General features: G+C 27.9%; 20 protein-coding genes. 2 read left to right on the top strand and 18 right to left on the bottom strand.

All coding sequences use genetic code 11. The features are described 5' to 3' along the window. Positions 1-161: 161 nt before the first annotated feature. From ACRDDY_RS14455 to ACRDDY_RS14405, 11 genes are all read right to left on the bottom strand, one after another. Complete coding sequence (locus ACRDDY_RS14455) at positions 162-1,772, bottom strand: CTP synthase (protein WP_438565650.1); 1,611 nt, start codon at positions 1,770-1,772, stop codon at positions 162-164. Positions 1,773-2,019: 247 nt separating this feature from the next. Continuing rightward, on the bottom strand, positions 2,020-2,436 hold the full coding sequence (locus ACRDDY_RS14450; RefSeq protein WP_438565649.1) for a DUF1934 domain-containing protein: 417 nt from the start codon (positions 2,434-2,436) through the stop codon (positions 2,020-2,022). 12 nt (positions 2,437-2,448) lie between these two features. After that, the gene (locus ACRDDY_RS14445; RefSeq protein ID WP_438565648.1) at positions 2,449-3,438 is read right to left on the bottom strand and encodes a tRNA 4-thiouridine(8) synthase ThiI; all 990 of its coding nucleotides are present in this window, start codon (positions 3,436-3,438) and stop codon (positions 2,449-2,451) included. A 106-nt stretch (positions 3,439-3,544) separates the two neighbouring features. Next, positions 3,545-4,165 carry a stage II sporulation protein R gene (gene spoIIR, locus ACRDDY_RS14440; protein WP_438565647.1) on the bottom strand — a complete coding sequence of 207 codons (621 nt, stop codon included), beginning with the start codon at positions 4,163-4,165 and terminating at the stop codon, positions 3,545-3,547. Between the two features lie 72 nt (positions 4,166-4,237). Next, on the bottom strand, positions 4,238-5,080 hold the full coding sequence (ispE, locus tag ACRDDY_RS14435; protein WP_438565646.1) for a 4-(cytidine 5'-diphospho)-2-C-methyl-D-erythritol kinase: 843 nt from the start codon (positions 5,078-5,080) through the stop codon (positions 4,238-4,240). 103 nt (positions 5,081-5,183) lie between these two features. Then, a complete protein-coding gene (cphA, locus tag ACRDDY_RS14430; protein ID WP_438565645.1) occupies positions 5,184-7,784 on the bottom strand; it encodes a cyanophycin synthetase in 2,601 nt (866 codons plus the stop codon). A 3-nt stretch (positions 7,785-7,787) separates the two neighbouring features. Next, positions 7,788-8,591: a cyanophycinase gene (locus ACRDDY_RS14425; RefSeq protein WP_438565644.1), complete on the bottom strand. Its 804-nt coding sequence runs from the start codon at positions 8,589-8,591 to the stop codon at positions 7,788-7,790. Between the two features lie 106 nt (positions 8,592-8,697). Then, complete coding sequence (locus tag ACRDDY_RS14420) at positions 8,698-10,257, bottom strand: DUF3794 and LysM peptidoglycan-binding domain-containing protein (protein WP_438565643.1); 1,560 nt, start codon at positions 10,255-10,257, stop codon at positions 8,698-8,700. 320 nt (positions 10,258-10,577) lie between these two features. After that, a complete protein-coding gene (locus ACRDDY_RS14415) occupies positions 10,578-10,814 on the bottom strand; it encodes a Veg family protein (RefSeq protein ID WP_438565642.1) in 237 nt (78 codons plus the stop codon). A 163-nt stretch (positions 10,815-10,977) separates the two neighbouring features. Beyond that, positions 10,978-11,853, bottom strand: coding sequence for a sporulation peptidase YabG (gene yabG / locus ACRDDY_RS14410; RefSeq protein ID WP_438565641.1), 876 nt, complete (start codon positions 11,851-11,853; stop codon positions 10,978-10,980). A gap of 106 nt (positions 11,854-11,959) precedes the next feature. Next, positions 11,960-12,961, bottom strand: coding sequence for a CotS family spore coat protein (locus tag ACRDDY_RS14405; RefSeq protein WP_438565640.1), 1,002 nt, complete (start codon positions 12,959-12,961; stop codon positions 11,960-11,962). A gap of 104 nt (positions 12,962-13,065) precedes the next feature. Here ACRDDY_RS14405 and ACRDDY_RS14400 point away from each other — a divergent pair, with 104 nt between their 5' ends. After that, on the top strand, positions 13,066-14,184 hold the full coding sequence (locus tag ACRDDY_RS14400) for a glycosyltransferase family 4 protein (RefSeq protein ID WP_438565639.1): 1,119 nt from the start codon (positions 13,066-13,068) through the stop codon (positions 14,182-14,184). A gap of 41 nt (positions 14,185-14,225) precedes the next feature. On the opposite strand, the gene ACRDDY_RS14395 is transcribed toward ACRDDY_RS14400, so the two are convergent. Genes ACRDDY_RS14395 through ACRDDY_RS14385 form a run of 3 tightly spaced genes read right to left on the bottom strand, consistent with a single transcriptional unit; the run spans position 14,226 to position 16,928 of the window. Then, on the bottom strand, positions 14,226-15,242 hold the full coding sequence (locus ACRDDY_RS14395; protein WP_438565638.1) for a CotS family spore coat protein: 1,017 nt from the start codon (positions 15,240-15,242) through the stop codon (positions 14,226-14,228). Positions 15,243-15,254: 12 nt separating this feature from the next. After that, the gene (locus ACRDDY_RS14390; protein ID WP_438565637.1) at positions 15,255-15,926 is read right to left on the bottom strand and encodes a hypothetical protein; all 672 of its coding nucleotides are present in this window, start codon (positions 15,924-15,926) and stop codon (positions 15,255-15,257) included. Beyond that, complete coding sequence (locus tag ACRDDY_RS14385; protein ID WP_438565636.1) at positions 15,927-16,928, bottom strand: CotS family spore coat protein; 1,002 nt, start codon at positions 16,926-16,928, stop codon at positions 15,927-15,929. 130 nt (positions 16,929-17,058) lie between these two features. Between ACRDDY_RS14385 and ACRDDY_RS14380 the strand changes: the two genes are divergently transcribed. Beyond that, positions 17,059-18,183, top strand: a complete 1,125-nt coding sequence (locus ACRDDY_RS14380) for a glycosyltransferase family 4 protein (protein ID WP_438565635.1) — start codon at positions 17,059-17,061, stop codon at positions 18,181-18,183. Here ACRDDY_RS14380 and ACRDDY_RS14375 read toward each other — a convergent pair. The 4 genes from ACRDDY_RS14375 to ACRDDY_RS14360 form a co-directional block, all read right to left on the bottom strand. Beyond that, positions 18,173-19,321: an ABC transporter substrate-binding protein gene (locus ACRDDY_RS14375; protein WP_438565634.1), complete on the bottom strand. Its 1,149-nt coding sequence runs from the start codon at positions 19,319-19,321 to the stop codon at positions 18,173-18,175. The two genes, ACRDDY_RS14380 and ACRDDY_RS14375, sit on opposite strands and share 11 nt — an antisense overlap. 44 nt (positions 19,322-19,365) lie before the next feature. Then, entirely contained in the window at positions 19,366-20,754 is a 1,389-nt protein-coding gene (locus ACRDDY_RS14370) for an MATE family efflux transporter (RefSeq protein ID WP_438565633.1), read from the bottom strand. A gap of 98 nt (positions 20,755-20,852) precedes the next feature. Then, positions 20,853-22,169, bottom strand: coding sequence for a 6-phospho-beta-glucosidase (locus ACRDDY_RS14365; protein WP_438565632.1), 1,317 nt, complete (start codon positions 22,167-22,169; stop codon positions 20,853-20,855). Positions 22,170-22,244: 75 nt separating this feature from the next. Continuing rightward, positions 22,245-23,336: a DUF871 domain-containing protein gene (locus tag ACRDDY_RS14360; protein ID WP_438565631.1), complete on the bottom strand. Its 1,092-nt coding sequence runs from the start codon at positions 23,334-23,336 to the stop codon at positions 22,245-22,247.

The raw sequence follows: 23,336 nt of genomic DNA, 5'->3' as shown, positions 1-23,336 counted from the left end.
TACACCTCCATAATTTATGTATTTATTTAAATTGGGATTTTTAATAAGAATATTAGAATTACAAGACATTTATTATATTATCCTTTATTTAGATACTTTTTGCAAGTTTAATAAAAATCAAAATGGACATTCTCTATTTTAAAGAATATCCATTTTCATAATTATTTATTCTTATTTTCTTTTACAGCTTTTATAAATCCTACAAATAAAGGATGTGGTCTATTTGGTCTTGATTTAAGTTCTGGATGAAATTGTGATGCAACAAACCAAGGATGGTCTAATATTTCTACTATTTCTACTAATTTTTTATCAGGACTAGTCCCTGCAATTTTCATTCCTGCTTCTGAGATTCTTGTTCTATATTCATTATTAAATTCATATCTATGTCTATGTCTTTCATATATAACTTCATCTTTATATAAATTATAACTCTCTGTTTCTTCATCTAATCTACAAGGATATAGACCAAGTCTCATTGTTCCACCTAAATCTTCTATATCTTTTTGATCTGACATTAAATCAATAACAGGGTACTTTGTATTTGGATTTAATTCTGAGCTATGCGCCCCCTCAAGACCTAATACATTTCTAGCAAACTCAATTACTGCACACTGCATCCCTAAACAAATTCCAAGAAAAGGCACCTTATTTTCTCTAGCCCACCTTATAGCCTCAATTTTTCCTTCTACTCCTCTATCACCAAATCCACCTGGAACTAATATTCCATCTGAATCTTTAAGAACTTTATTTACATCCATGCTTTCAAGGTCTTCTGAATTTATCCAATTAATTTTTACTTTAACATTATTATCTAATCCACCATGACTTAAAGCTTCAACTACTGAAATATATGCATCATGTAACTCAACATATTTTCCAACTAAAGATATAGTAACTTCTTCTTTAAGACCTTTTATCTTATTAACCATATTAATCCATTCAGTATTATCTATATCCTTACATCCTAAATGTAATTTTTCACATACAAGATTATCTAATTCCTCATCATGTAATAGTAATGGTACTTCATAAAGACAGTCTGCATCTAAGTTTTGTATAACTGCATTTCCTTCAATATTACAAAATAATCCTATCTTATTTTTTATATCATTTGATAATTCTTTTTCCGATCTACACACTATTATATCTGGTTGTATACCTATACTTCTTAGTTCTTTAACTGAATGTTGTGTTGGTTTTGTTTTAAGCTCTCCAGCTTTTCCTAAATAAGGTACTAATGTTACGTGAATGAAGCAAACATTCTCTCCTCCAACCTCACTTCTTACTTGCCTTATAGCTTCTAAAAATGGTTGTGATTCAATATCTCCAACAGTTCCTCCAATTTCAGTAATAACAACATCTACCTCTCTCTCTTTGGATACGCTATAAATCTTGTCTTTTATCGCATTTGTTATATGAGGGATAACTTGAACTGTTCCACCAAGATATTCTCCTCTTCTTTCCTTAGAAATTACTGACCAATATATTCTTCCTGTTGTGATATTACTATTTTGACTTAAATTTTCATCTATAAATCTTTCATAATGACCTAAATCTAAATCTGTCTCTGCGCCATCATCAGTAACAAAAACTTCTCCATGTTGGTATGGACTCATTGTACCAGGATCTATATTTAAATAAGGATCAAATTTTTGTATCGATACTTTAACCCCTCTATTTTTTAATAATCTACCAAGTGAAGCTGCTGTTATTCCTTTTCCTAAAGCTGAAACAACCCCTCCTGTTACAAATACATATTTTGTTTGCTTCATTTTTAAAACCCTCCTTATTTTCATCTTTTTGTTGACATTCATTAAAATAAACTATATAATAGATATTACCCCGCTAAATAAATAGTGGGTTATTTGTGTTTAAATTTTTATAACATAGACACTATGTTATCATATAGAATATTTTATTTCTAGTCTTATTTTATTAATAAATAGGATTTTTTTATTTTCTTTAAAAAAAAACTATAAGATCTTAAATTAATCTTATAGCTTTCATTATGCAAAAAATTTATTTTGCTTCTATTTGTAAATTTATTTTTGTTTGAAACGGCTCTTGTCCTATAACTCTCATTTCATATTCAATAAGGACATTTCCACCATTTTCATTAACTTCTTTTTCTAAGTTTTTCGTAAGTATTTCAAGTTCTAACATTCCATAAGGTGTATTATATAATGCTACTGTTATCTCATTCTTCTTAAACACCATCTTTGTGCTAGTGCTTCCTACTCTCTCTAATGTTACAATATCATCTTCTATAACTAAACTAGTTTCTGTCCCCTTCATTCCTGAAAGTTCTGTTTCACTATAAACTGCTTTATATATATTATCTTCTAATTTATATTTTCCTTGTGTTAAAACCTCTATTAATTCATCATTTTCCATAGTGGCATTACTAATTATTTTTATAATAGCATTCTTTTCCATATTCTAAGCCTCCTACTTCATTTGTACTATATATTTTTCAATTTCCTCATCTGTTGCTGGTTTAATTTTTATATTTCCATCAAACTGTGATTTAAACTTTCCATAAGAAACTTCTACAACTTCCTCATCCTTCCCTTTACTATATCTACCTGCAATTTTAGCTGCAAGATCTAAATCATCCTTACCAGCTTCTCCACTTATAATTACCATTGCTCCATTATGACTTATAGGATACATAACTGTATCTTCTTTTGAAAGTAATTCTTTTATTGCATCTCCTTCTTCTTTTGTTCTTGTAACTATTATAGTTTTTCCATTTTCAGATACAAAATGTCTGCCATATCTTAATAACTCAATTTCTTTTTCAGTTGCATCACCCTGTCTATCTAAAGTTTCTCTTAATCTTAAAGAGAAGTTTGGTTCTGTTAACCTACATCCTCCAGCTGGTGATGGATAATCTGTTATTCCCCATTCTTCTGCAAGTGCCATTTGTGGCTTTCTGCTTCTTCCTGAAATCTTTAAAAGCTTACTTCTATCTACTAAACCTGATTTCTCCATTTCAGTTTCCTCTAAGTTTTGAGCACATAAAGGTCTTAATATTTTTTCACCTATTCCAGACTCCTTCTTAACCTTACTTAAAGCCTGCTTATTTTGAGACATAGGTCTTTGATTTAAAACTTCTCCTGTAATTATAAAGTCTGCATCAAATTTCTCTAATAACTCTCCTGAATATCTCATCATCATTGCATGACAATCTATACATGGATTCATATTTTTCCCCCATCCATGCTTTGGATTTTTAACCATTTCAAAATGCTCTCCTGAGAAGTTAACTACCTCTAATGGTATTCCAATTTGAGCTGTCATTCTTTTAGCATTTTCTTCATTAAAGAAATATGATTTAAAGCATACTCCTATTACATCTATCCCTTGATCCTTTATTAATTTTGCTGCTAATATACTATCTAATCCACCTGATACCATTGCTAATGCTCTAGTCATACTGTTTCATCCTCCTAATAATCTATATAAAAATTTACTTATTCTTTTTAAACTTCAAGTTAAAGTTTATGATTATTACAGATTTTTATCAAGTCTTTTTTGAATTTTAAAATATTTGTTCTAAAATCTCAAATAGTTTTATTCCATATTCTACCTTTTCTTCTTCATATACAACTCCTTCTCCTAACGACTCTTTCATCTTTTCTTCTGTTTCTTCATATGAGATTTCTCCTTTTGTTACATCAGTAAAACATAAAGGTGGAAACATAACACACCACCAGTTTTCACCTTTATAATCACCAATTAAAATCCTGAAAGCTTCATACTCTCCTTGTGGCAATATAATATTTCCATATATTTTTTCTGGAAAGTTTTCTTTTTTAAACTCAATTTTTACTGAATACTCATACCCTTCTTCTTTTATAACAACTTCTGCTATATCTATAATTTTACTTTCATTTTCTTTTAATAAATTCCTTGTCATATCTAGACTTTTTGATTTTTTTAATATTGGATCCATATATTTTATAACTTCATTTTTAACTTTCATTTTTAATTCTTGATCTTCATTTGAGTCACTATTTGCTAAAACATGAAATCTTATAAGCTTGTCCTTAATGTCACTATAACTATAAGTAATACCTTCATTCTCTATACCTTCACTTTTATTTCCTATAAATAAACCTATTCCTATAACACTTAAAATAATAACTACTAACTTCTTCATAAAACAAAAACCTCCTTTAATAGTTTTAATTATTACCATTATCAGAGGTTTTATTCACTATTTATATATTTTTTATATTGTTCTTGTTATAAAAACATCTTTATATCTTTTCTTCATATTTTCATAACAATATTGTGCCTTAAGCATATCATCAAAAAATGCAAATACTGTAGGACCACTTCCACTCATCATAGCCCCTATAGAACCCATTCTTATCATACTCTCTTTTATCTTGATTATTTCATTATGCTTTCTCAATGTTACATTTTCTAAAAGATTTTTCATATTTCTTGACACAAACCTTAAATCATCTTTTTCCATTGCCTTTATGAGCTCTTCAGTTTTTGGATGAAATATAGCTCTCTTTATATCAAATTCTTCATATACAGCCTTAGTTGATACTCCAAAACTAGGTTTTACTAATACTAAAATTTTATCTTTAAATCCTTTTAGTTCAGTCACTTCCTCCCCAATTCCTTCACATAATGCAGTTCCACCTTTTATACAATATGGAACATCTGCACCTAACTTCACACCTAACTTCATTAATTCCTCATCACTTGCATTAACATTAAATAATTTATTCATCAATTTTAATACAGCTGCTCCATCAGTACTTCCACCTGCAAGTCCTGCACATACTGGTATATTTTTTCTTATCATTATGTTAACCCCTGAGTTTATTTTATAGGTTTCCATAAAAAGTTTTGCTGCTTTATATGCTAAATTTCTTTCATCATTCGGAACATAAGGCTTATTACATGATATATTTATTCCACGCTTTGCTCTATCTACTATAATATCATCATATAAATCTATACTTTGCATAATCATTCTTAATAAATGATATCCATTTTCCTTTTTTCCTACAATATCAAGCGAAATATTTATCTTAGCATGTGCTTTTATCTTCATACTATTCCCCTTCCCTTAATTAGAGTAAATATTACTCATAATTTTATCATAGGAAAATCTAGATGTCTATTTTTAAAGAGAGTCAAAATTATCTTGACTCTCCCTATTTTGTAGCCTCAATTTCTATTATTTCTCTTTCATATTTCTCTATTACCTCTAAAAGCTTTTTTCTATCTTCATAGAAAACTACTATTAAATCTCCTTCTTTACTTATATCAAGAGCTCTTCTCATTGCAGCTCTTTCATCAATTATAATTTCTTTCTCACCTTTTTCTATACCTGAGTAAATAATGTTCGCCATATCTCCCGCTTCTCTACCTCTTCTATCATAGTCTTCTTTAACAATTGTAATATCTAAAAACTCTCCACAAATTTTCCCAATTTCAACTCCCATCTCATTCATCCTATCTCCTGCTATTCCAACTACTCCTATAACTCTATTTTTCTCTAACTTTTCTACTGCTGAAAAAACACCTCTATATCCTTCTTGATTATGTCCATAATCAAGTATTATAGTTCTTCCAAGAACTTCATACATATTAAATCTTCCTGCATTATAATTACTATCTAAAGCAAATGTTTTAAATCCTTTTCCTATCATGCAGTAGTCTATACCAATTCCTACAAGTGCAGCACAAGCTGCTAATGAATTTTCTATATTAAATTCTATTTTCCCATTTAAAGTTATTGGAATTTCGTCTATTTTTATTACATCATATTTTCTACTATTATTAACTACACTTATATATTCATTATCAATAAATACTGAAATTCCACCTCTTAATATATTCTCTTTTAAAAGTTTATTTTCTTTATCTTTAGAGAAAAATATCTTCTTACTTTTTACTCTATTTAATATAGTCGTGCTCCAATAGTCATCTGCATTAATAACAGCATACCCATCTTTTTTCACTTCTTCTAACACTAATGACTTTACAAAAGCTAAATCTTCTATTGTATCAACCTCGTCTAATCCTAAATGATCTCCTGTAATATTAGTTAATACTCCAACATCAGCTAAATCATAAGCAAGCCCTTTCCTTATCATTCCCCCTCTTGCTGTTTCTAATACTGCTACATCAACTTCATTGTTCATCAAAATACTTCTAGCACTTTCATATCCAGTATCATCACCAATATCAATACATGTATCATTTATATAAATTCCTTCTGTGGATGTCATTCCAACAACTTTTCCCATCATTTTCAAAACATGGGCTATTAATCTTGTTGTTGTTGTTTTTCCGTTCGTTCCTGTTATTGATATTACTGGAATATTCCAAGGTTTATCATTATATAAATAGTTTACAATCTCTAAACCAACATCTCTTTTTTCTCCCTCTGATGGATGATGATGCATTCTTATTCCTGGAGCTGCATTAACCTCAACTATAATTCCATTTTCCTTTAAAGGTAATCTAATATCATTTATACATATATCTATACCACAAATATCTAAACCAATTGCTTTAGATGCTCTTATTAATAACTCTTTGTTCTCTTCAGAAATTTCTTCTGTAACATCTTTTGCGGTTCCTCCAGTACTTATATTTGCATTTCTTCTAAGATACAGCTCTTTATCAAACTCTAAAACACTATCTAAAGAATATCCATTCTCTCTAATTTTAGATAAAACCTCTTCATCAATTTTTATTTTAGTTAATGGCTTCTCATGATCCTCACCTCTTTTTGGATCTTTATTAATCTCTTCTATAAGCTTTTGTATTGTGTCTATGCCATTTCCTATAACTGATGGTGGCCTTCTTAGTGATACTGCCACAACTTTATTATTTACAATACATACTCTATAATCTCTACCCTCATAAAACTCTTCTAGTATTATTTCTTTTGATACCTTTATAGCTTCTTTATATGCTTCTAAAAGTTCTTTTTCATTTTTAATATTTAAAATAACACCTTTCCCTTGATTTCCATATTGCGGCTTTAAAACTAATGGATACCCTATTCTTTCTCCTTCTTTCAAAAGCTCTATAACATTTCTTACCTTACCAATTCTTCCAACAGGAATATTTTGAATCTCTAAAATTTGTTTTGCAAGAAATTTATCACAAGCTATATCCACACTTAGACAACTTGTATAGTTACTTATAGTTGCTGATATTATTTTTCTAGATTTACCATATCCAATTTGATAATATCCTGAAGCTTCTATTTCAAATACTGGTAAATCAAATTTTTTAGCTCCCTCAATTATAGCTTTTGTACTTGGGCCTACCTCTTCATAATTTTTTATTTCTTTTATTATTTCTAGTCTTTTCTGAATATCAATTTCCTCTTCATCTATTAAACTATTGATAATATCTACCGCTAATTTTCCAATCTCTAATCCAACTCTTTCATACCAATATTGAAAAATTATATAATAATGATCATTCTTTATCTCTCTTGCCTTACCATAAGATATTTCTATTCCCAATCTATTTTGAAGACTTATTATTATATGTTCACAAATATGTGCTAAATACGTTCCTTCTTCTAGTCTTATTAAAAATCCACCATCTACATCTATTCCACATCTATGGCTCTTAAGCTCTGGTATATACTCCACTATCTTTTTGTTAAATCCATTTATTTCTTTGCTAGGAATATCTTTATATCCCTCTAAATCTACATCAAGTCTTATGCATTTTTTTCTAGTGTATATGTTTTTCCCTCTATATACTCTTTTGCTTATTATCTTCATTTTTTATTTTTCCTCCTTAAAAGGTACCCTATTTTTAAGATCAAACATATTTTTATTTATTAATACATGTAATTTCACATTAAATATACTAAGTACTTTATCTATATCTTGTGCTGATATATTCGTATAATTTATCTCATTTCCATCAATGATATATACTCCACCTTCTCCTATCACATTTATGAATTCATCTTGCACAACAATTGCTGTATTTTCATCTATTCCAACACCTAGCATACCTGGATTTTCTGCTACTGCTGTTAAAAGCCTTCCAAGTCTTCCTCTTTGTGCAAAATGTTGATCTATAACTACATTCTTAATAAACCCTAACCCCGGCGCCATTGTTATACTATTTTTCTTAGGTGATTCCTTATCTCTTCCTTGAACTATCATAGTTTCGCTCATAATGGATGCCCCTGCTGATGTACCAACTAAAATTTTTCCTTTTCTATTTAAAATCACATCACTTATTTTCGTACCACCTAAAATACTTGTTACTCTTAACTGATCTCCACCTGTAAAGAAAATAAGCTTTGATTCCTCTATAATTTTTGTACTTTCAATTTTATTTGCATCTTCTCTACTTTCAATCTTCAATATCTCAATATTCTTTACACCTAACTCTTTAAATACTTTTAGATAATCATCTCCTACTATCTTTTGTAATTCTGATGCTACTGTTATTACTATCAATAAGTCCTTCTCTTTATTTATTTCACTACAAACTTCTTTTAAAATTTCTTTGCTTCCTTTTTTATCCTCAGCTCCGCCAATTATTATCAATTTATTTTTTAGCATTTTATCCATTAATTACTCACCTCGCTTTACGCGTTTATTATTATCACCATATCTTTTGTCATTTATACATTTTTCTATAATAAAAGCGAGGCTATATTATATAGCCCCGCCATTACTAGCTTATTCTTCCAGGAATTAAAAGTTTCTCTCCACAAACAAGCTCATCTTCATCATTCATATCATTCATTTTCTTTATTTTTTCTGTTGTTGTTTTATATTTTTTAGCTAAATCCCAAAGTTTATCATTTTCACCTATAACATAAATTGTAATACTAGCTTTCTTCTCCGGCTTTTCGTCTTCTGTCTCTTTTATATCATTTACTATTTCTTTACTTACTTCAAATAATACTTTTGCATTCACTTGTAAATTTGCTTTTACAGCTATTGTATTAGCCTCTATAATTACATTTAAATCTTCAATACAAGCATTAGCTATAATATGCATTCCCTTTTTACTTCCCATTGTTTCCATAGTCGCTGTAAAGGGAATATCTCCATCAACTTTTGCTAAATACTTTTCTGCATCTCCCGTTTTATAAACAACACATACTTTTAAATATCCTTCTATAGATACTCTATCACTTACAACAATTTTATCTGTTATTATAATATTTCCTGCTGATGTTATTATACTTTCTGGCTTCAAATCATCTTCTTTTATATAGATATTATCTTTAACTGTTGTTTCATTATTGTATATACCATGGATCATTCCCATTTCACAATTATCTTTTTTAACCTCAACTGGAAAATTTGGTGAGTATGCATCAATAATGACTTCTAAACTTTCTTTTGAGAATACTTTCACTCCACAAGAAACCTTAAATTCAATGTTAACTATTCTAGATTCACCTAAATCATCTTCTTCAATATTTATATTCTTTCCTGTTAACTCCATTTTTGTGCTAATATCCATATCTGGTGTCACATCTGGTGCTAATAACTCTTTTGAAATATATACATTATCATCTAAATGATATACTTCCTTACCTTCATTTCCTAAGTATAAAATATTTACTTTACAATAACATCCGCAATAAACTTTTTCCTCACCTATTTTAGTTTCTTTCTTCTGTAATGTAATTTCCGATTTCAATATTTTAGATATTTGTGGCTTATCCATACTAACTCTTAATACTGATTTACCTATTATCTCTAATAATTCATCTAACTTTGTTTTATTTACACATTCATTCTTTTTCAGCATTTCTACATTTTCTTCTGATTCAACATCTTTTATAAGCTCTATTTCTTTCTCTTTATATTTTTCCCAATTGATATTCATAACCCCATCAATTGAAACTTTTCTTTCATTTATAATTTTTGCTTCAATATGTTCCACTCTGCAATCCACTTCACAGATTACCTTATGTTCTCCTTCTTCTAAATCTAATGCATTAGAAAATTTTTGTGAATAATTCACCGAGCAAACAACTAAGCTATCTTCTCTAGCTAAATACAGTACATTATACTCAATTTTCCCTTCTATAACTACTTTATCTCCTGTAATATCTTTTGAAGTCACAATGGGCTTTGCATCTACCATTAAAACCTCTTCTACATCTGGATGTGTATCAGGTATTAAATATTCTTCATTCAACATTGCTGTTGTATTGCTCTCATTTAATAACTGCTCAAATTGAATATTTTCTTTTATTACATCTATTCTTGCCATTTTAACCCTCCTACAAATTATCTACTAACAATATATACTTTTTATTTCAATATAATTCCTATTTTATAAGTACAAATTTCGACATTTACATTTTACATTTTAATTTATTTTGATTTATTTTAATTTTTTTATCGAAAACTGTTGACAAGTATCTAATGATAGCGTAATATAGAAAGTGGTTATTGACCATATAACCTCTCATAAATTCTCAATACCCTTTTATACCATAGTTGAAAGATGGAAACCCACCATCTTTCTTTTTTTGTTTAAAATTATTTAAACAAAAAAGAAAACCTCGACAAAATCGAAGTTTTCTTTTTTTATCCTGGAAAATCCAATTGAACTGTTCTAGTTAATACATCTGAATAACTATATGTTACTGTTCTTTGTGTTTCATCTTCTAATCTTACAACGAATATGCTAGGATACACACTCTCTATAACTCCATCATTTACTAAAATCTTTTTTCTTCCTCCGTTAGCTTTTAGGGTAACTTTTTCTCCAATATGCCCTTCAATACTTTTTTTTATTGAAGCGATTGTTTTTATTCCATTCATATATACACCCTCTTTCATATTATAAATTATACCAAAATTTTGAAATAAGTCAAGTAAAATATTTTATTTTATCATTTACTCTCCATAATGTCAATATTTTTTCTTTATATCTATTATATAGCATCTTACATTTTTTAAATTTTATACATAAAAAAACTATTTTTTATAAATAAGGTGATTTAGGATATCCTTCTCTATATTTTCCTCTAGTTTGTATACCTCCAATTCCTTTTACACCAGTTATGGTATTCTCTATAACTTCTTTTATTGAGATTACTTCCTCAATAGTTGCATAAGCTACCTTTTCACATATAAATACAGGATCTAAACAATGAATTAAAACTCTATTTGGTGATGATGCAAAGTTAGCACCTGCATCTAAAATACATTCATAGCAACTTTGACAAGCTCCTGCAAATATTACTAAATCATCATAGTTTCTATTAAACTCTCTAAGTGCTTTTACTGCATCTATATAATATTTTGTATTTCTATAATTTTTTAAGTCCAAATAACTTTCTATATTTCTTGCTATGCTATCATGACCTGTTAAAACTACTATATCAGGGTGAATTTCCTTTACTAAGTCTACTACCTTTTCTCCTTGCTCCTCTTCAGGTATTGCAAACCCAACTGCTTCAAGTGAAAGTTGTTTATATACCTTTAAGCAAGTATCTAAATATTCTTTATCTCCATCAATGTGTAGTATTTTCCCTGGTCTTCCAAAGTAAAGTTCATCAGTATTTATATTTTTTTTTAACTTCCCTGCTATCTTTCCTCCTTTTCTATTTTTCAAATCTCTTGTAATCATTATGTTCTTTATAGCCTTATTTACTCTATTATTTAATATCTTATCTTGCTCACCATTATAATCTTCTTCCACAACTTCTAAATCATTTTCTTTAGCATCAGCGACTATTCTTATATTTATGCCTTTTAATATATATATTTCCTTTCCATTCTTATACTCAATATCTATCACTTTAAAAGTGACATCCTTATTATATGATTTTCTTACTACTACATCTCCTATTTTCATCCTTGCCCTCTTTTTAAGTGCTATATATTATAGTATTAAAACTTTCTTTTTTTGTTACAGTTTTCTCAAATAATAAAGGAACTTCTGCATTGAAGTTCCTTTTTGATTAATCTAAATCATATAATTCTTTAAACTCTCTTATAAATTTAAGATATTTTTCTTTTTCTTCTATAATGCCTTGGATTTTCTTAGAGAATGTATTAACTCCCCAAGTTACCTCATTATAATAATATCTATTAGCAAGTCTCCAAAATCTTTGAGGAAATTGTAAGTATGCTAATAACACTCTATACTCTCCAGCTTCTAATGGACTTACCTCATTATATGACTCTATAATTTCTTTTGCAAACTCTAAATTCCAATCAACTCTTTTAAGTACCTTAATCATAAAATTAGATATGTCAAAAGCTCTTATTTCTCTTTTACAATAATCAAAGTCTATAATATTTACCTCTTCATTCTCATCAATAATTATATTATGATATGTGAAATCATGATGGCAAAATACCTTTTCCTCATCTGCAATATTACATAATCTTTCATAATCTGATGTGATTAATATATCACTTGCTTCCTTTGCAAGTTCTTTGTAGAATTCAACTGACTTTATATATAATAAGTCAAATTCCGTCTTTACATTTTTCTTTCTTGCCATTTCTTTCATCTTATCTAAAGCCTTTATTCTCTTTTTCATAAGGCCTGGCCATCTTCCTAAGTCACTTTTAAGTTTTGAATTTTCTGGTGGATCATACCCTTTAGATGCTATGTGAAGTTTAGCTAGTGTTTTACTTGCTAATTTCACCTCATCAATTTTATGGAAGTCACACTCTCTTCCTTTTAACCACATAGATAATGTATATAAGTCTTCATTTACTAAAGCATATGGAGAACCATCTATATTAAAGAAATATCTGTCCACCTTATCAAACCCATTATTTATAAGATGTTCCTTTGCACCACATACAAATAATAATTTTTGAGGCCCATAGTTAATTTTCTTTAAGCACCTCTCACCTTTATTTGTATTCAAATAATATACACCTTTATTTGCTTTTATTGTTTCAATTTTAATACTAAACTGTCTTTCGATTTCGAACTCTCTCATCATCTTAATCACCTCCTATATATCTATATGTTAACTTTATTAAATTTATTAACACTTTTACTATAACTTAATATAATAATATTAGCAATATTTGGAAAGGATTAATTATGAAAATTGGTATAGATGGCCGTGCAGCAAAGTGGTATAGGGGGACTGGGATAGGAACTTATACCTATCAATTAATTTCAAATTTAAATAAAATTGATACAACTAATGATTATTTATTATTTTCACCAGATGACTTAGATATAAAAAATTTAAATAAAAACTTTTCTTTTGAAAAAGTAAAAGAAAATACAAACGAAAACTTTTGGGAAAATATCAGTGTTCCTAATATTTTAACTGATAAAAATATGGAGCTTTATCATGTACCTCAAAATGGTGTTGGTTTATCTAAAAACATCTTTTGTAAAAAGACTATTACATTACATGATATTATTCCACTACGAATGCCTGAAACAGTTAGTGATAGATATCTTAAAATCTTCAATGACGAAATGCCTAAAATAATTCAAAATTGTGATGGTATAATAACTGTTTCTCATTTTTCTAAAGATGATATTGCTAGAGAATTTAATTATCCAAAAGAAAAAATTTATGTAACTCATTTAGCAGCTGAAGATATTTATAAACCTCTTAGTAAATCTAAATGTCAAGAAATCATTAATAAAAAATATTTTATAAATAAAAACTTTATTTTATATGTTGGTGGATTTAGTCCTAGAAAAAATATTAAAGGTCTTATTGAAGCTTATTCACTTTTACCAAAAGAAACAAGAAAACATACTAAACTTGTTATTATCGGAAAGAAAGGAATTTCTTATGAACTTTATTTAAATCGTGCTAAAGAACTTAATATTTCAAATGATGTTTGTTTTACTGGATTTATTCCTTTAGAAGATTTACCTATATTCTATAACGCTTGTGAGGTTTTAGTATATCCTTCTTTTTATGAAGGTTTTGGACTTCCACCTTTAGAAGCTATGGCTTGTGGTGCACCTGTAATATCTTCTAATAAAACATCTATTCCTGAAGTTTGTGGTGATGCTGCTCTTTTTGTAGATCCAAATGATATACAGAGAATGTCAGAAAAAATTGATTTAGTATTAAATGATAGTTTTGTAAGGCTATCTATGGTAAATAATTCTTTAAGAAAAAGTAAAACCTTCTCTTTTGAGAAAACTGCTTCTGAAACACTTCTTGCTTATAAAAATATTCTAAAATAAAAATAATGCTCTCAAAATTTTTGAGAGCATTATTTTTTGATTTAATTATATTCTTTTAAAAAGTTTTTTCTATATACATCATTTTCTATTTTCATTTTCAATTTACTTAAATAACTTTCATATTCCCATCTTTTTTCTTTGTGATAATATACTCTTATTATAGAATACACATCTTTTGGAAATCTTAAATTTATTTTTATAATTTTCTCTTCTTCCTTATCTAAGTTATATATTTTACTATACTCATCTAATATATTTTTAGCAACTTCTATATTAAATGCACTATTTTTAATCCATTTTAAAATAAAGTCAGCAATATCTATACATCTTAAATTTATACTTGCATAATCAAAATCAATTATATTACAACTATAATTATCTATTAAAAAATTATGATGTGCTAAATCATTATGACATAATGCAATTTTTTCAGTATCTTTTATCATATTCTCATAATTTGTATTTTCCAAAAGATTTATAACATCATCTATTTCATCTATATATTTATCAACATTTTCTAAAAAAATAGTATCAAATTCATTTGGATATTTATATCCTTTAACTACTACTTTTGTACTTTTTAAATCTTCTAGTGATTTCTTATATTCTTCTATTAAATTTTCACTTTTTATAACCATTTTATTTTCTTTTTCTAAATAGTCAACTATTCCTAAAGATGCCTTATGAAACTTTGCAATACTTTTAGAACAAATTTCTATATCTAATGGATTCTCACAAGTTGCTTCAATCCCTGTAATTCTGTCCATAAGAATGTAATATTCTCCCTTCCACTTTAAATAGCTTTCTCCATTTCCTAGTTTATCTATCTTCATTGTATTTTTAAATGTTTTATTTATATATTTTAAACTACTTTCTATAAACTCAATTTTATTTTCATCATAATAAACTTTCTTTAAAATTTTATCTCCCATATTTGTCTTTAATATAAATACTTTTCTTAAAGGGTGTACTTCCTTTATTTCTACACCTAATTCATCAAAAAATTCCTTACTTAAATCATAACTACATAAAAATTCTCTTTCTAAATATCTTCCCATACTTCTCTCCTTTTATATAATATTTTCCCTTTCCATAAGATTTAATAATATTTTTCTATCTAATTTGCTTCTGTTTTTTTCAATATAACTTACAGATAAATTAGGAACCTCTATCATAGTTCTTATATATTTATAACTTTCCCTATCTAGTCCTGACACTTTTATATAACTTAATATAAACTTTTCAATATCTTCTTTAGAATAATCCCTTTTAATTCTTTTCATATAAGAAATCACGTCTTCTTCTATTACGTTATAAGCAACCTTTTTTATTTTCCCAATCTCAATTTCATCTAAAACTCTAATATTTCTCTCATCTAATCTTCCAATAGTTATCTCTTTTCTATCTACACTTCTTCTTGCAATCTTTTTAAAATCTATTTCCCGTATTTTACAATCAATCATTTCTAATTTCTTTATTAATGGCATAAAGTCTTCTGAAAAACCTATACTTTTCAAAATTATTAGAGTTATCCTTATTCTATTTATATCTTTTCCTATATAACTCTTAACTCCACTATAACTTCCTGTATTAAAATTCATAAATACTTTTTGCACTTCAGATATAATATTTAAATGCTCTATTATACCAGTACTATCCTTCTTATTGCCTTTAAAATACTCATTAAAAACATATATATTCTTCTCAAACAAATACTCTCTAATCCCTCTATTTACATCCATTTACTGTCCTCCTATCCACCCTATTACATCCTCTTTATTTTCCAAAGACTTAAAATACCTCTCCAATTTTCTCATCATAAACTCCTCACCCCAAGGTTGCATTTCCCAATATACTTGAAGTCCTATTTGCCAAAACTCTTGTGGAAATGAAAGAAAATCTCTCATGATTCTCTTTTCGTTATCCATTATTTCAATATTTTTCTCATATCCTTTTATTATTTTTTCCACTTTCTCTTTTGAATGATTATCATTGAACTTATTTACTCTCCAAATAAAAGATGCTAAATCATGTAGTCCACTATCTAAAATACAGTAATCAAAATCAATAAAATTAATTTTATTTTCTTTATCAATCATGATATTATGGTTAGCCAAATCATGATGACAAAAACCAATTTTTTTTGCTTCACTTCTCATTATTTTCTTATAGTCACTTTTTTTAAGACTCTCTATACTCTTATCTGCTCTATTAATTTCTTTATCAAAGTATTCTAAAAATAATTTATCAAAATCGTTTTTATATACTTTTCTTTCTATTCTTATCTTAAAATCAAATAACTCACCTCTCCTTGTTTCAAAAACCTTTATCCAACTTCCAAAATATATCCTTGGTCTAACATCTTTGCTTAATATAAATCCTCTACTTTTTAAATGCATCTCACTAATTTTACTACTTATCTTTTCTACCATCTCTATATCATCAAAATTACTCTCACTAGCTTCTATCCATTTTGTTAAAAATCCATTTTTATTGTCAAAACTTACAATTTTTTTTTTATTTTTAGTTTCTATTATGTTTAATACTCCTTCAAATCCCCTTTTCTCTAAATGTTTTATTCCTTGCAATATAAATTTAAAATGGGGAACATCATACTTTACAACCTTTAAACAAAACTCTCCTTCCTCTCCATAAACCTTATAGGTATTTTTTACTTTTTCTAATTTTCTAACCTTTATTTCATACTCCTCTTCAATTAAATTTTTCAAGGTATCTAGCTTCACCTAACTCTTCCCCCTAAAATATTTTTCTATTGTTCATTATATGTTTTCTCATTATTTTTGTGATTTTTATTCACCTTTTTCTTACTATTTAATAGGCTATTAATATATATGTATTAAAAGAGGTGGAGAAATGAAAATAGCAATTGACTCTAGAAGTGTTAATCTTCATAGTGGAACTGGAATTGGCACATATACAGATAACCTTATTTCTGAAATGATTAAGATAAATAATAAAGATTTATTTACATTAATCTGGACAGGTGATTTACAAGAAAAATTCAAGCAAAAAAATGTTGATTATATATATACATCTGGAAAACATAATCTTTTTTTTGAAAGACACTATATTCCTAATAATTTAATTGATAGAAATATAGATTTATATCATATCCCTCAAAACGGGCTTGGATTTCCTTTTGAAAAAAACTTAAATACTGTAGTTACTATCCATGACTTAATTCCATATACTATGCCTGAAACTGTTGGCCCTGGATACTTAAAGAGATTCCTTCGTGATATGCCAAATATAATTGAAAACTCTAAAGGAATATTGACTGTATCTGAATACTCAAAAAAAGATATCTTGCGCTTCTTTAAAGGATATCCTGAAGAAAAAATTTTTGTAACACCTTTAGCAACTAATGATTCATACAAACCTTTAAATAAAGATTTATGTAGAAAAGAAATTTCAAAAAAATTCAACTTTAATACTCCTTATATTTTATATATTGGTGGCTTTAGTAGTCGTAAAAATGTAAAAGCTCTGATTGATGCCTTTATTGACTGTAGGTCCAGTCTATTAAAAGAATATAAACTCCTTATAGTTGGTTCCTTAAAAGATGACGGTGAACTACTTTTTAATTATGCAAAAGAAAATAACATGCTTTCATCAATAATTTTTACAGGCTTTGTTGAGAATTCTATGTTACCTATTCTTTATAATGGTGCTGATACTTTCGTATATCCATCATTATATGAAGGTTTTGGTCTTCCACCATTAGAGGCTATGAGCTGTAGTACACCTGTAATAGCTTCTAATATAACTTCTATTCCAGAAGTTACTTCCGACTCTGCTCTTTTAATAAACCCAAATAGTGCAGAGGATATTTCAAAAGCTTTAATTAAAGTTTTAAATAACACTAAGTTTAGAAATGAACTAATTAAAAAAGGACATGAAAAAAGCCTCCAATTTTCATGGAGGCATACTGCAGAACTTACTTTAGATGCTTATACTAAAATTTATTCTACTTTATAGTATTATCACTTAAAATCTCTTTATTAATTTCTAGATATTCATCATAATTTTGTACACTTGGAGCCTTCATTGCTATGTTATTCATAACTACAAGAGGGCTCTGACCTATAAAATTATTCATTTCATTCTCTATCTCTACATTCTTATAAGTATAAAGATAACTTGAAAATAAACTTCCTGAAACAGTATACTCTAATGATAGATTTGTATTATTACTTAAAAATGATATAAATGCTTTGCTAATATCTACATTTTTATCATTTAATACTACTACATCTTCGCCACCTTCTTCATAAAACTTATTTGCACCTTGAACTAAAGCTGGTGGATTTAAAGTTTCCCATTCACAAGGAGTCTTAATTTCTTCAATAGACTTAACTCCATTAATAGAACTTATCTTGCCTGCATACTCTTCATTAGTATTTGTAGCTAAAATATTATCCTTTTCAAGTTTCTTTATCATATCTTCTGTATTTTTTATAGTATCTTTTTTATCATATCCTAAATTTAAATTTTCCATTATTAATAAGCTAACTAATTTATTATAATCATCACCTATTCCACTTAATAATCTAACTTGCCCTTTACTTTTAGAGTATAATCCTTTTCCTACGTTAATCACATCATCCCAAGTATTTATATCATCACTATTATATCCATACTTCTCTAATATATCATTTCTCATAAACATAGCTATAGGATTGCTTGAGAATGGAATACTATAATATTTTCCCTTTATATTGCTCTCATTTAATCTAGCTTTTCCAAAGTTTCCACTATATAAATTTATAATTCCACTTAAATCTACTGGAATTATCTTATCTTCATTTACTAAATTTCTAACATTTTCATTGCTTACAATAGCTACATCAGCCTTATAACCTTGCTTATACCTATCCATAATATAATTGTAGTATCCCTTATCTGGAATTTCCTCAACATTAATTTTAACCTTATGATTCTTTTGCTTAAACTGTTCCGCAGCTGAATTTATATATTTATAATTACTACTATTAACCACTATATTTAGGCTTCCTGATAATTCTTTTTTACTATGCCCTACAATAATATTTGAAAGTAATATAGCCACTATACCTACTATAACTAGTACTATTCCAATTTTTATTTTATTTTTCACCGTTCTTATCTTCCTTTACTTTTTACTAAAACAAAAGTTTCATCTTAAATGCTTACTACATCTTTAGTTATATCTTCTTCTAAAACTAAGTTTTTAATCCATTTTTTACTTCTAATTCTTTTTAAACATGCAATCATCTTTGCTATTTCTTCAAGCCCACATAAGGCATATACTACATACACTGGAAGTTTTAATATAAATGCACCTATAAAAGCAACAGGGACACCTATAAGCCACATTGTACTGGCTTCAATATAAAAAGACACCTTTGTATCTCCTCCCCCTCTTAAAACTCCTACAATTGCAATAATATTATACACCCTTATTATCATTACTAAAGATGTTACATATAAAATGTATCTAGTCCATTCTTTTACTTCTACTGAAACATTATAAAGATTAACAATATTTCCTGCAAGGACTATTATTAATATTGAAATTCCTACTCCTATTATACATCCAAGCTTTAAAGAATTGTTTCCATATCTTATTCCTATATCACTTTTTCCTTTTCCAACTTCTTTACCAACAATAACTAAAGATGCACTTGCTATTCCAAATATAACAACCATAAATAAGTTGCTAATTGTTGTTGCAATTTGAACAGATGCTATTGCGCTAGTTCCAATTCTTCCATAAACAACATTATACATTATAGAACCAAATCCCCAACATGCCTCATTTAAAAGAACAGGAATAACAGTTATTATTATCTTCTTTAAAAATGAAATTTCAAAAGAAAAATATTCTTTAAAGTTTCCACGTAAAATACTCTTACTAAAATACACATACCCTATAATAATTATACACTCTATTATTCTAGCAATTAAAGTTGCTATTGCAGCACCTTCAACTCCAAGCTTCGGAAATCCAAAGCTACCAAAAATAAGGCAATAATTTAAAGTAGTATTTATTATTAATGCAACACCACTTGCAACCATAGGTATAACTGCTCTTTCAATACATCTTGATGCCATTGCAAAGTTAAAACTAAGCGCTGTAAAAATATAGCTAAAACATACTATTATTAAATAGCTTGCCCCTATTTCTATAACCCCTTTATCAAGATTAAAAAATCCTATGATTGTAGTTGGAAAAATTAATGCACCTATCATAAATAATCCACCAACTATAAAACTAGAAACTACTCCAATCCCTACTAATCTTTTTATATTTTCCTCATCTTTTTTCCCATAATACTGAGATATAAAAATCCCAATACCACTAAACAATCCCATAATAATTATATTTAATAAGAAAAAATATTGATTTCCTATACCAACTGCTGCAATTTCTTTCTCACCAAGACTTCCAATCATTATAGTATCAACTATATTTAATGATGATGTAATTAAATTTTGGATAACTATTGGTAACGCTATTATAAATACCTTTTTATAAAACTTTTTATCTATTTCTTTTTTTACCCCCATAAAATTCTCCCTTAAATAATTCTCACATCATTATACCATATTTTTACTTTGTTTTAATCAATAAAAAAAGCCTCCTTAATAGGAAGCTTTTTAAAATATTATTTATTGAATTGTGGTAAATATTCTTTATGTGCCTCTAATAATTCATCTAATAAAGTTTTTGCCATTTTCTCAGATGGAATTAATGGGTTTATAGATAATGCCATTAAAGCTTTATCATAACTTCCTTCTACTGCTGCTTCTACACAAAGCATTTCAAAACTTTTAATTGTTTGAATTAATCCATTTACTGCTATTGGAATTTTACCCATTGCAATTGGTTTTGGCCCATCTTTAGTAATAACACATGATATTTCTACTGCTGAATTTTCATCAATTCCTATAATTGCGCCATTATTTCTAACATCTACTGGTTGTATATCACCTTTATCATTATAAATTGAATATATTAATCTACAAGCAGCGTCTGAATAGTATGCTCCTCCTCTTTTTTCTAATTGAGGTGGTTTAACATCCAAATTTTCATCTTTATATAATTCAAAAAGATCTTTCTCTAATCTTTTTACTACTTCTGCTCTTGTTTCACCTTTAGAGAATTCTTTTAATTCATCCTCTAACATTTCTTCAGTTTGGAAGTAATATCTATGATATGGACATGGCATCATATTTAGTGCTTTAATAAATTCTTTATTCCATTCAAAATCTTTTATATTTTTTACTATTGGACCTAATTTTCCTTCTTCCATAGCTTCCATAACCTTACTTGTTACGTTTACACCATCTAAATAAATTTCTTTTCCAAATACCATATGATTTAGTCCAAAGAAATCCATTCTTACTCGTGAATGGTCAACACCTAGCATATTTGCAGCTGCTTTTTCCATTCCTATTGGAACATTACAAAGTCCTATAACTTTTTTATTTATACCATATCTTAATACAGCTTCTGTTACCATTCCTGCTGGATTTGAGAAATTTATAAGCCATGCATTAGGACATAACTCTGACATATCTTTATCTATATCTAATATTACAGGTATTGTTCTAAGTGCCTTAAACATTCCTCCTGCACCGTTTGTTTCTTGACCAATTACTCCGTGACTTAAAGGAATTCTTTCGTCTTTTATTCTTGCATCTAAAAGTCCTACTCTAATTTGAGTAGTAACAAAATCTGCATCTTTTAAAGCTTCTCTTCTATTTAAAGTTAAATGAATTTCCATAGGTACTCCAGCTTTTTTAACCATTCTTCTTGCTAAATTTCCTACTATCTCAAGCTTTTCTCTTCCATCTTCTATATCTACAAGCCAAAGTTCTCTTACTGGTAATTCATTATATCTTTTTATAAAACCTTCTACTAGTTCTGGCGTATAACTTGATCCTCCACCAATAGTTACAATTTTAATTCCTTTACTCATAATATTTCCTTCTTTCTCAATTTATTTATAGCAATAAGAGACTGTGATACCTCCCTCACAGCCTCTTAAAACAATCTATTTTTTTAATTTAAATGCAAATTTTCCCCATGGCTCTATTAAGTCAATTAAGAATCTCTCTTCTTCAACTACTCTTGCAACAACATTTGTTTTCCCACTATTTTTCATTTCTTTTCTTGCAAGTTGTAATTCTCCTGCGTATCTAGTATAAAGATCTGATTCAATCATTACATCACCTTTTACCATATCTGGAGTATAAGCAGGTGGGAAACTTTCCCCTTTATATTTAACTCTTGATTGAGTTGATCTTATAACATAATCAGAACAATCTCCTCTGTTAAAGTGGAATTCATCTAAAACGATAATTTTTTGAACTTCTGGTAAATTATCTACAAGTTCAACACTTAATTCAAGCATCTCTCTGTTAACTTCACTTAAAGCTTTTAACTCTTCCTCACTTGCAAAACAATTTGCTATTATAACATCATCAACTAAACCTGTTGCAAATAAATGTTTAGCTTGAACATCTATTGGTAAACTTCTATGCTCCTCTAAAGTACATAATCCTTCTGAAACTGGCCATGGTCCATTTTCAGCAGTTGGAGAGTTTACAAATGCTGCAACCTTTATTCCATAATCCTTAAATTGTTTACTACATTTGATGAAATGATCATATCCAAGTCCTGTATAAACATGTGGATAGAAGTTATGACATCCATAAAGATTTTCTTTATTTGGATGATAACTCATTACATTATCAATATACTTAGTTCCATTACTTACATTAAGTTCTATTTTTAATCCATATTTATTAAATGTCATTATTGATTCTTCATTACCTGCAAATCCCATATCAAGTCTGATTCCACTTAATCCCATGTCTTTAAACATTTTTAAATCTGTTATAGAAGCTCCAAGACCGTTAAATACAGTTGGATCAAGGTCTGCAATTACTTCCATTCCATGACTATTAGCAGCATCTAACATTACTTTAAACTCTTTTACAATTTGCTCTATTGGTTTTCCTTCAGCTGATAAAAGGCATGTAAATATTCTGCTAAATCCATATTTTGCAGCTAAATCTATATAATCTACTATTTTGTCCATATCACAATGGTTTGGGTATATTGAAATTCCTAATCTTTTCAT

Source organism: Clostridium sp. (assembly GCF_051656525.1).
Classification (GTDB): domain Bacteria; phylum Bacillota; class Clostridia; order Clostridiales; family Clostridiaceae; genus Clostridium.
This window is presented reverse-complemented; position numbering and strand designations above follow the sequence as displayed.

Bases quoted from the DNA above. Each gene is read 5' to 3' on its own strand.
- ACRDDY_RS14455 (WP_438565650.1), bottom strand. From the start codon at position 1,772: ATGAAGCAAACAAAATATGTATTTGTAACAGGAGGGGTTGTTTCAGCT.
- ACRDDY_RS14450 (WP_438565649.1), bottom strand. From the start codon at position 2,436: ATGGAAAAGAATGCTATTATAAAAATAATTAGTAATGCCACTATGGAA.
- ACRDDY_RS14445 (WP_438565648.1), bottom strand. From the start codon at position 3,438: ATGACTAGAGCATTAGCAATGGTATCAGGTGGATTAGATAGTATATTA.
- spoIIR (WP_438565647.1), bottom strand. From the start codon at position 4,165: ATGAAGAAGTTAGTAGTTATTATTTTAAGTGTTATAGGAATAGGTTTA.
- ispE (WP_438565646.1), bottom strand. From the start codon at position 5,080: ATGAAGATAAAAGCACATGCTAAGATAAATATTTCGCTTGATATTGTA.
- cphA (WP_438565645.1), bottom strand. From the start codon at position 7,784: ATGAAGATAATAAGCAAAAGAGTATATAGAGGGAAAAACATATACACT.
- ACRDDY_RS14425 (WP_438565644.1), bottom strand. From the start codon at position 8,591: ATGGATAAAATGCTAAAAAATAAATTGATAATAATTGGCGGAGCTGAG.
- ACRDDY_RS14420 (WP_438565643.1), bottom strand. From the start codon at position 10,257: ATGGCAAGAATAGATGTAATAAAAGAAAATATTCAATTTGAGCAGTTA.
- ACRDDY_RS14415 (WP_438565642.1), bottom strand. From the start codon at position 10,814: ATGAATGGAATAAAAACAATCGCTTCAATAAAAAAAAGTATTGAAGGG.
- yabG (WP_438565641.1), bottom strand. From the start codon at position 11,853: ATGAAAATAGGAGATGTAGTAGTAAGAAAATCATATAATAAGGATGTC.
- ACRDDY_RS14405 (WP_438565640.1), bottom strand. From the start codon at position 12,961: ATGATGAGAGAGTTCGAAATCGAAAGACAGTTTAGTATTAAAATTGAA.
- ACRDDY_RS14400 (WP_438565639.1), top strand. From the start codon at position 13,066: ATGAAAATTGGTATAGATGGCCGTGCAGCAAAGTGGTATAGGGGGACT.
- ACRDDY_RS14395 (WP_438565638.1), bottom strand. From the start codon at position 15,242: ATGGGAAGATATTTAGAAAGAGAATTTTTATGTAGTTATGATTTAAGT.
- ACRDDY_RS14390 (WP_438565637.1), bottom strand. From the start codon at position 15,926: ATGGATGTAAATAGAGGGATTAGAGAGTATTTGTTTGAGAAGAATATA.
- ACRDDY_RS14380 (WP_438565635.1), top strand. From the start codon at position 17,059: ATGAAAATAGCAATTGACTCTAGAAGTGTTAATCTTCATAGTGGAACT.
- ACRDDY_RS14370 (WP_438565633.1), bottom strand. From the start codon at position 20,754: ATGGGGGTAAAAAAAGAAATAGATAAAAAGTTTTATAAAAAGGTATTT.
- ACRDDY_RS14365 (WP_438565632.1), bottom strand. From the start codon at position 22,169: ATGAGTAAAGGAATTAAAATTGTAACTATTGGTGGAGGATCAAGTTAT.
- ACRDDY_RS14360 (WP_438565631.1), bottom strand. From the start codon at position 23,336: ATGAAAAGATTAGGAATTTCAATATACCCAAACCATTGTGATATGGAC.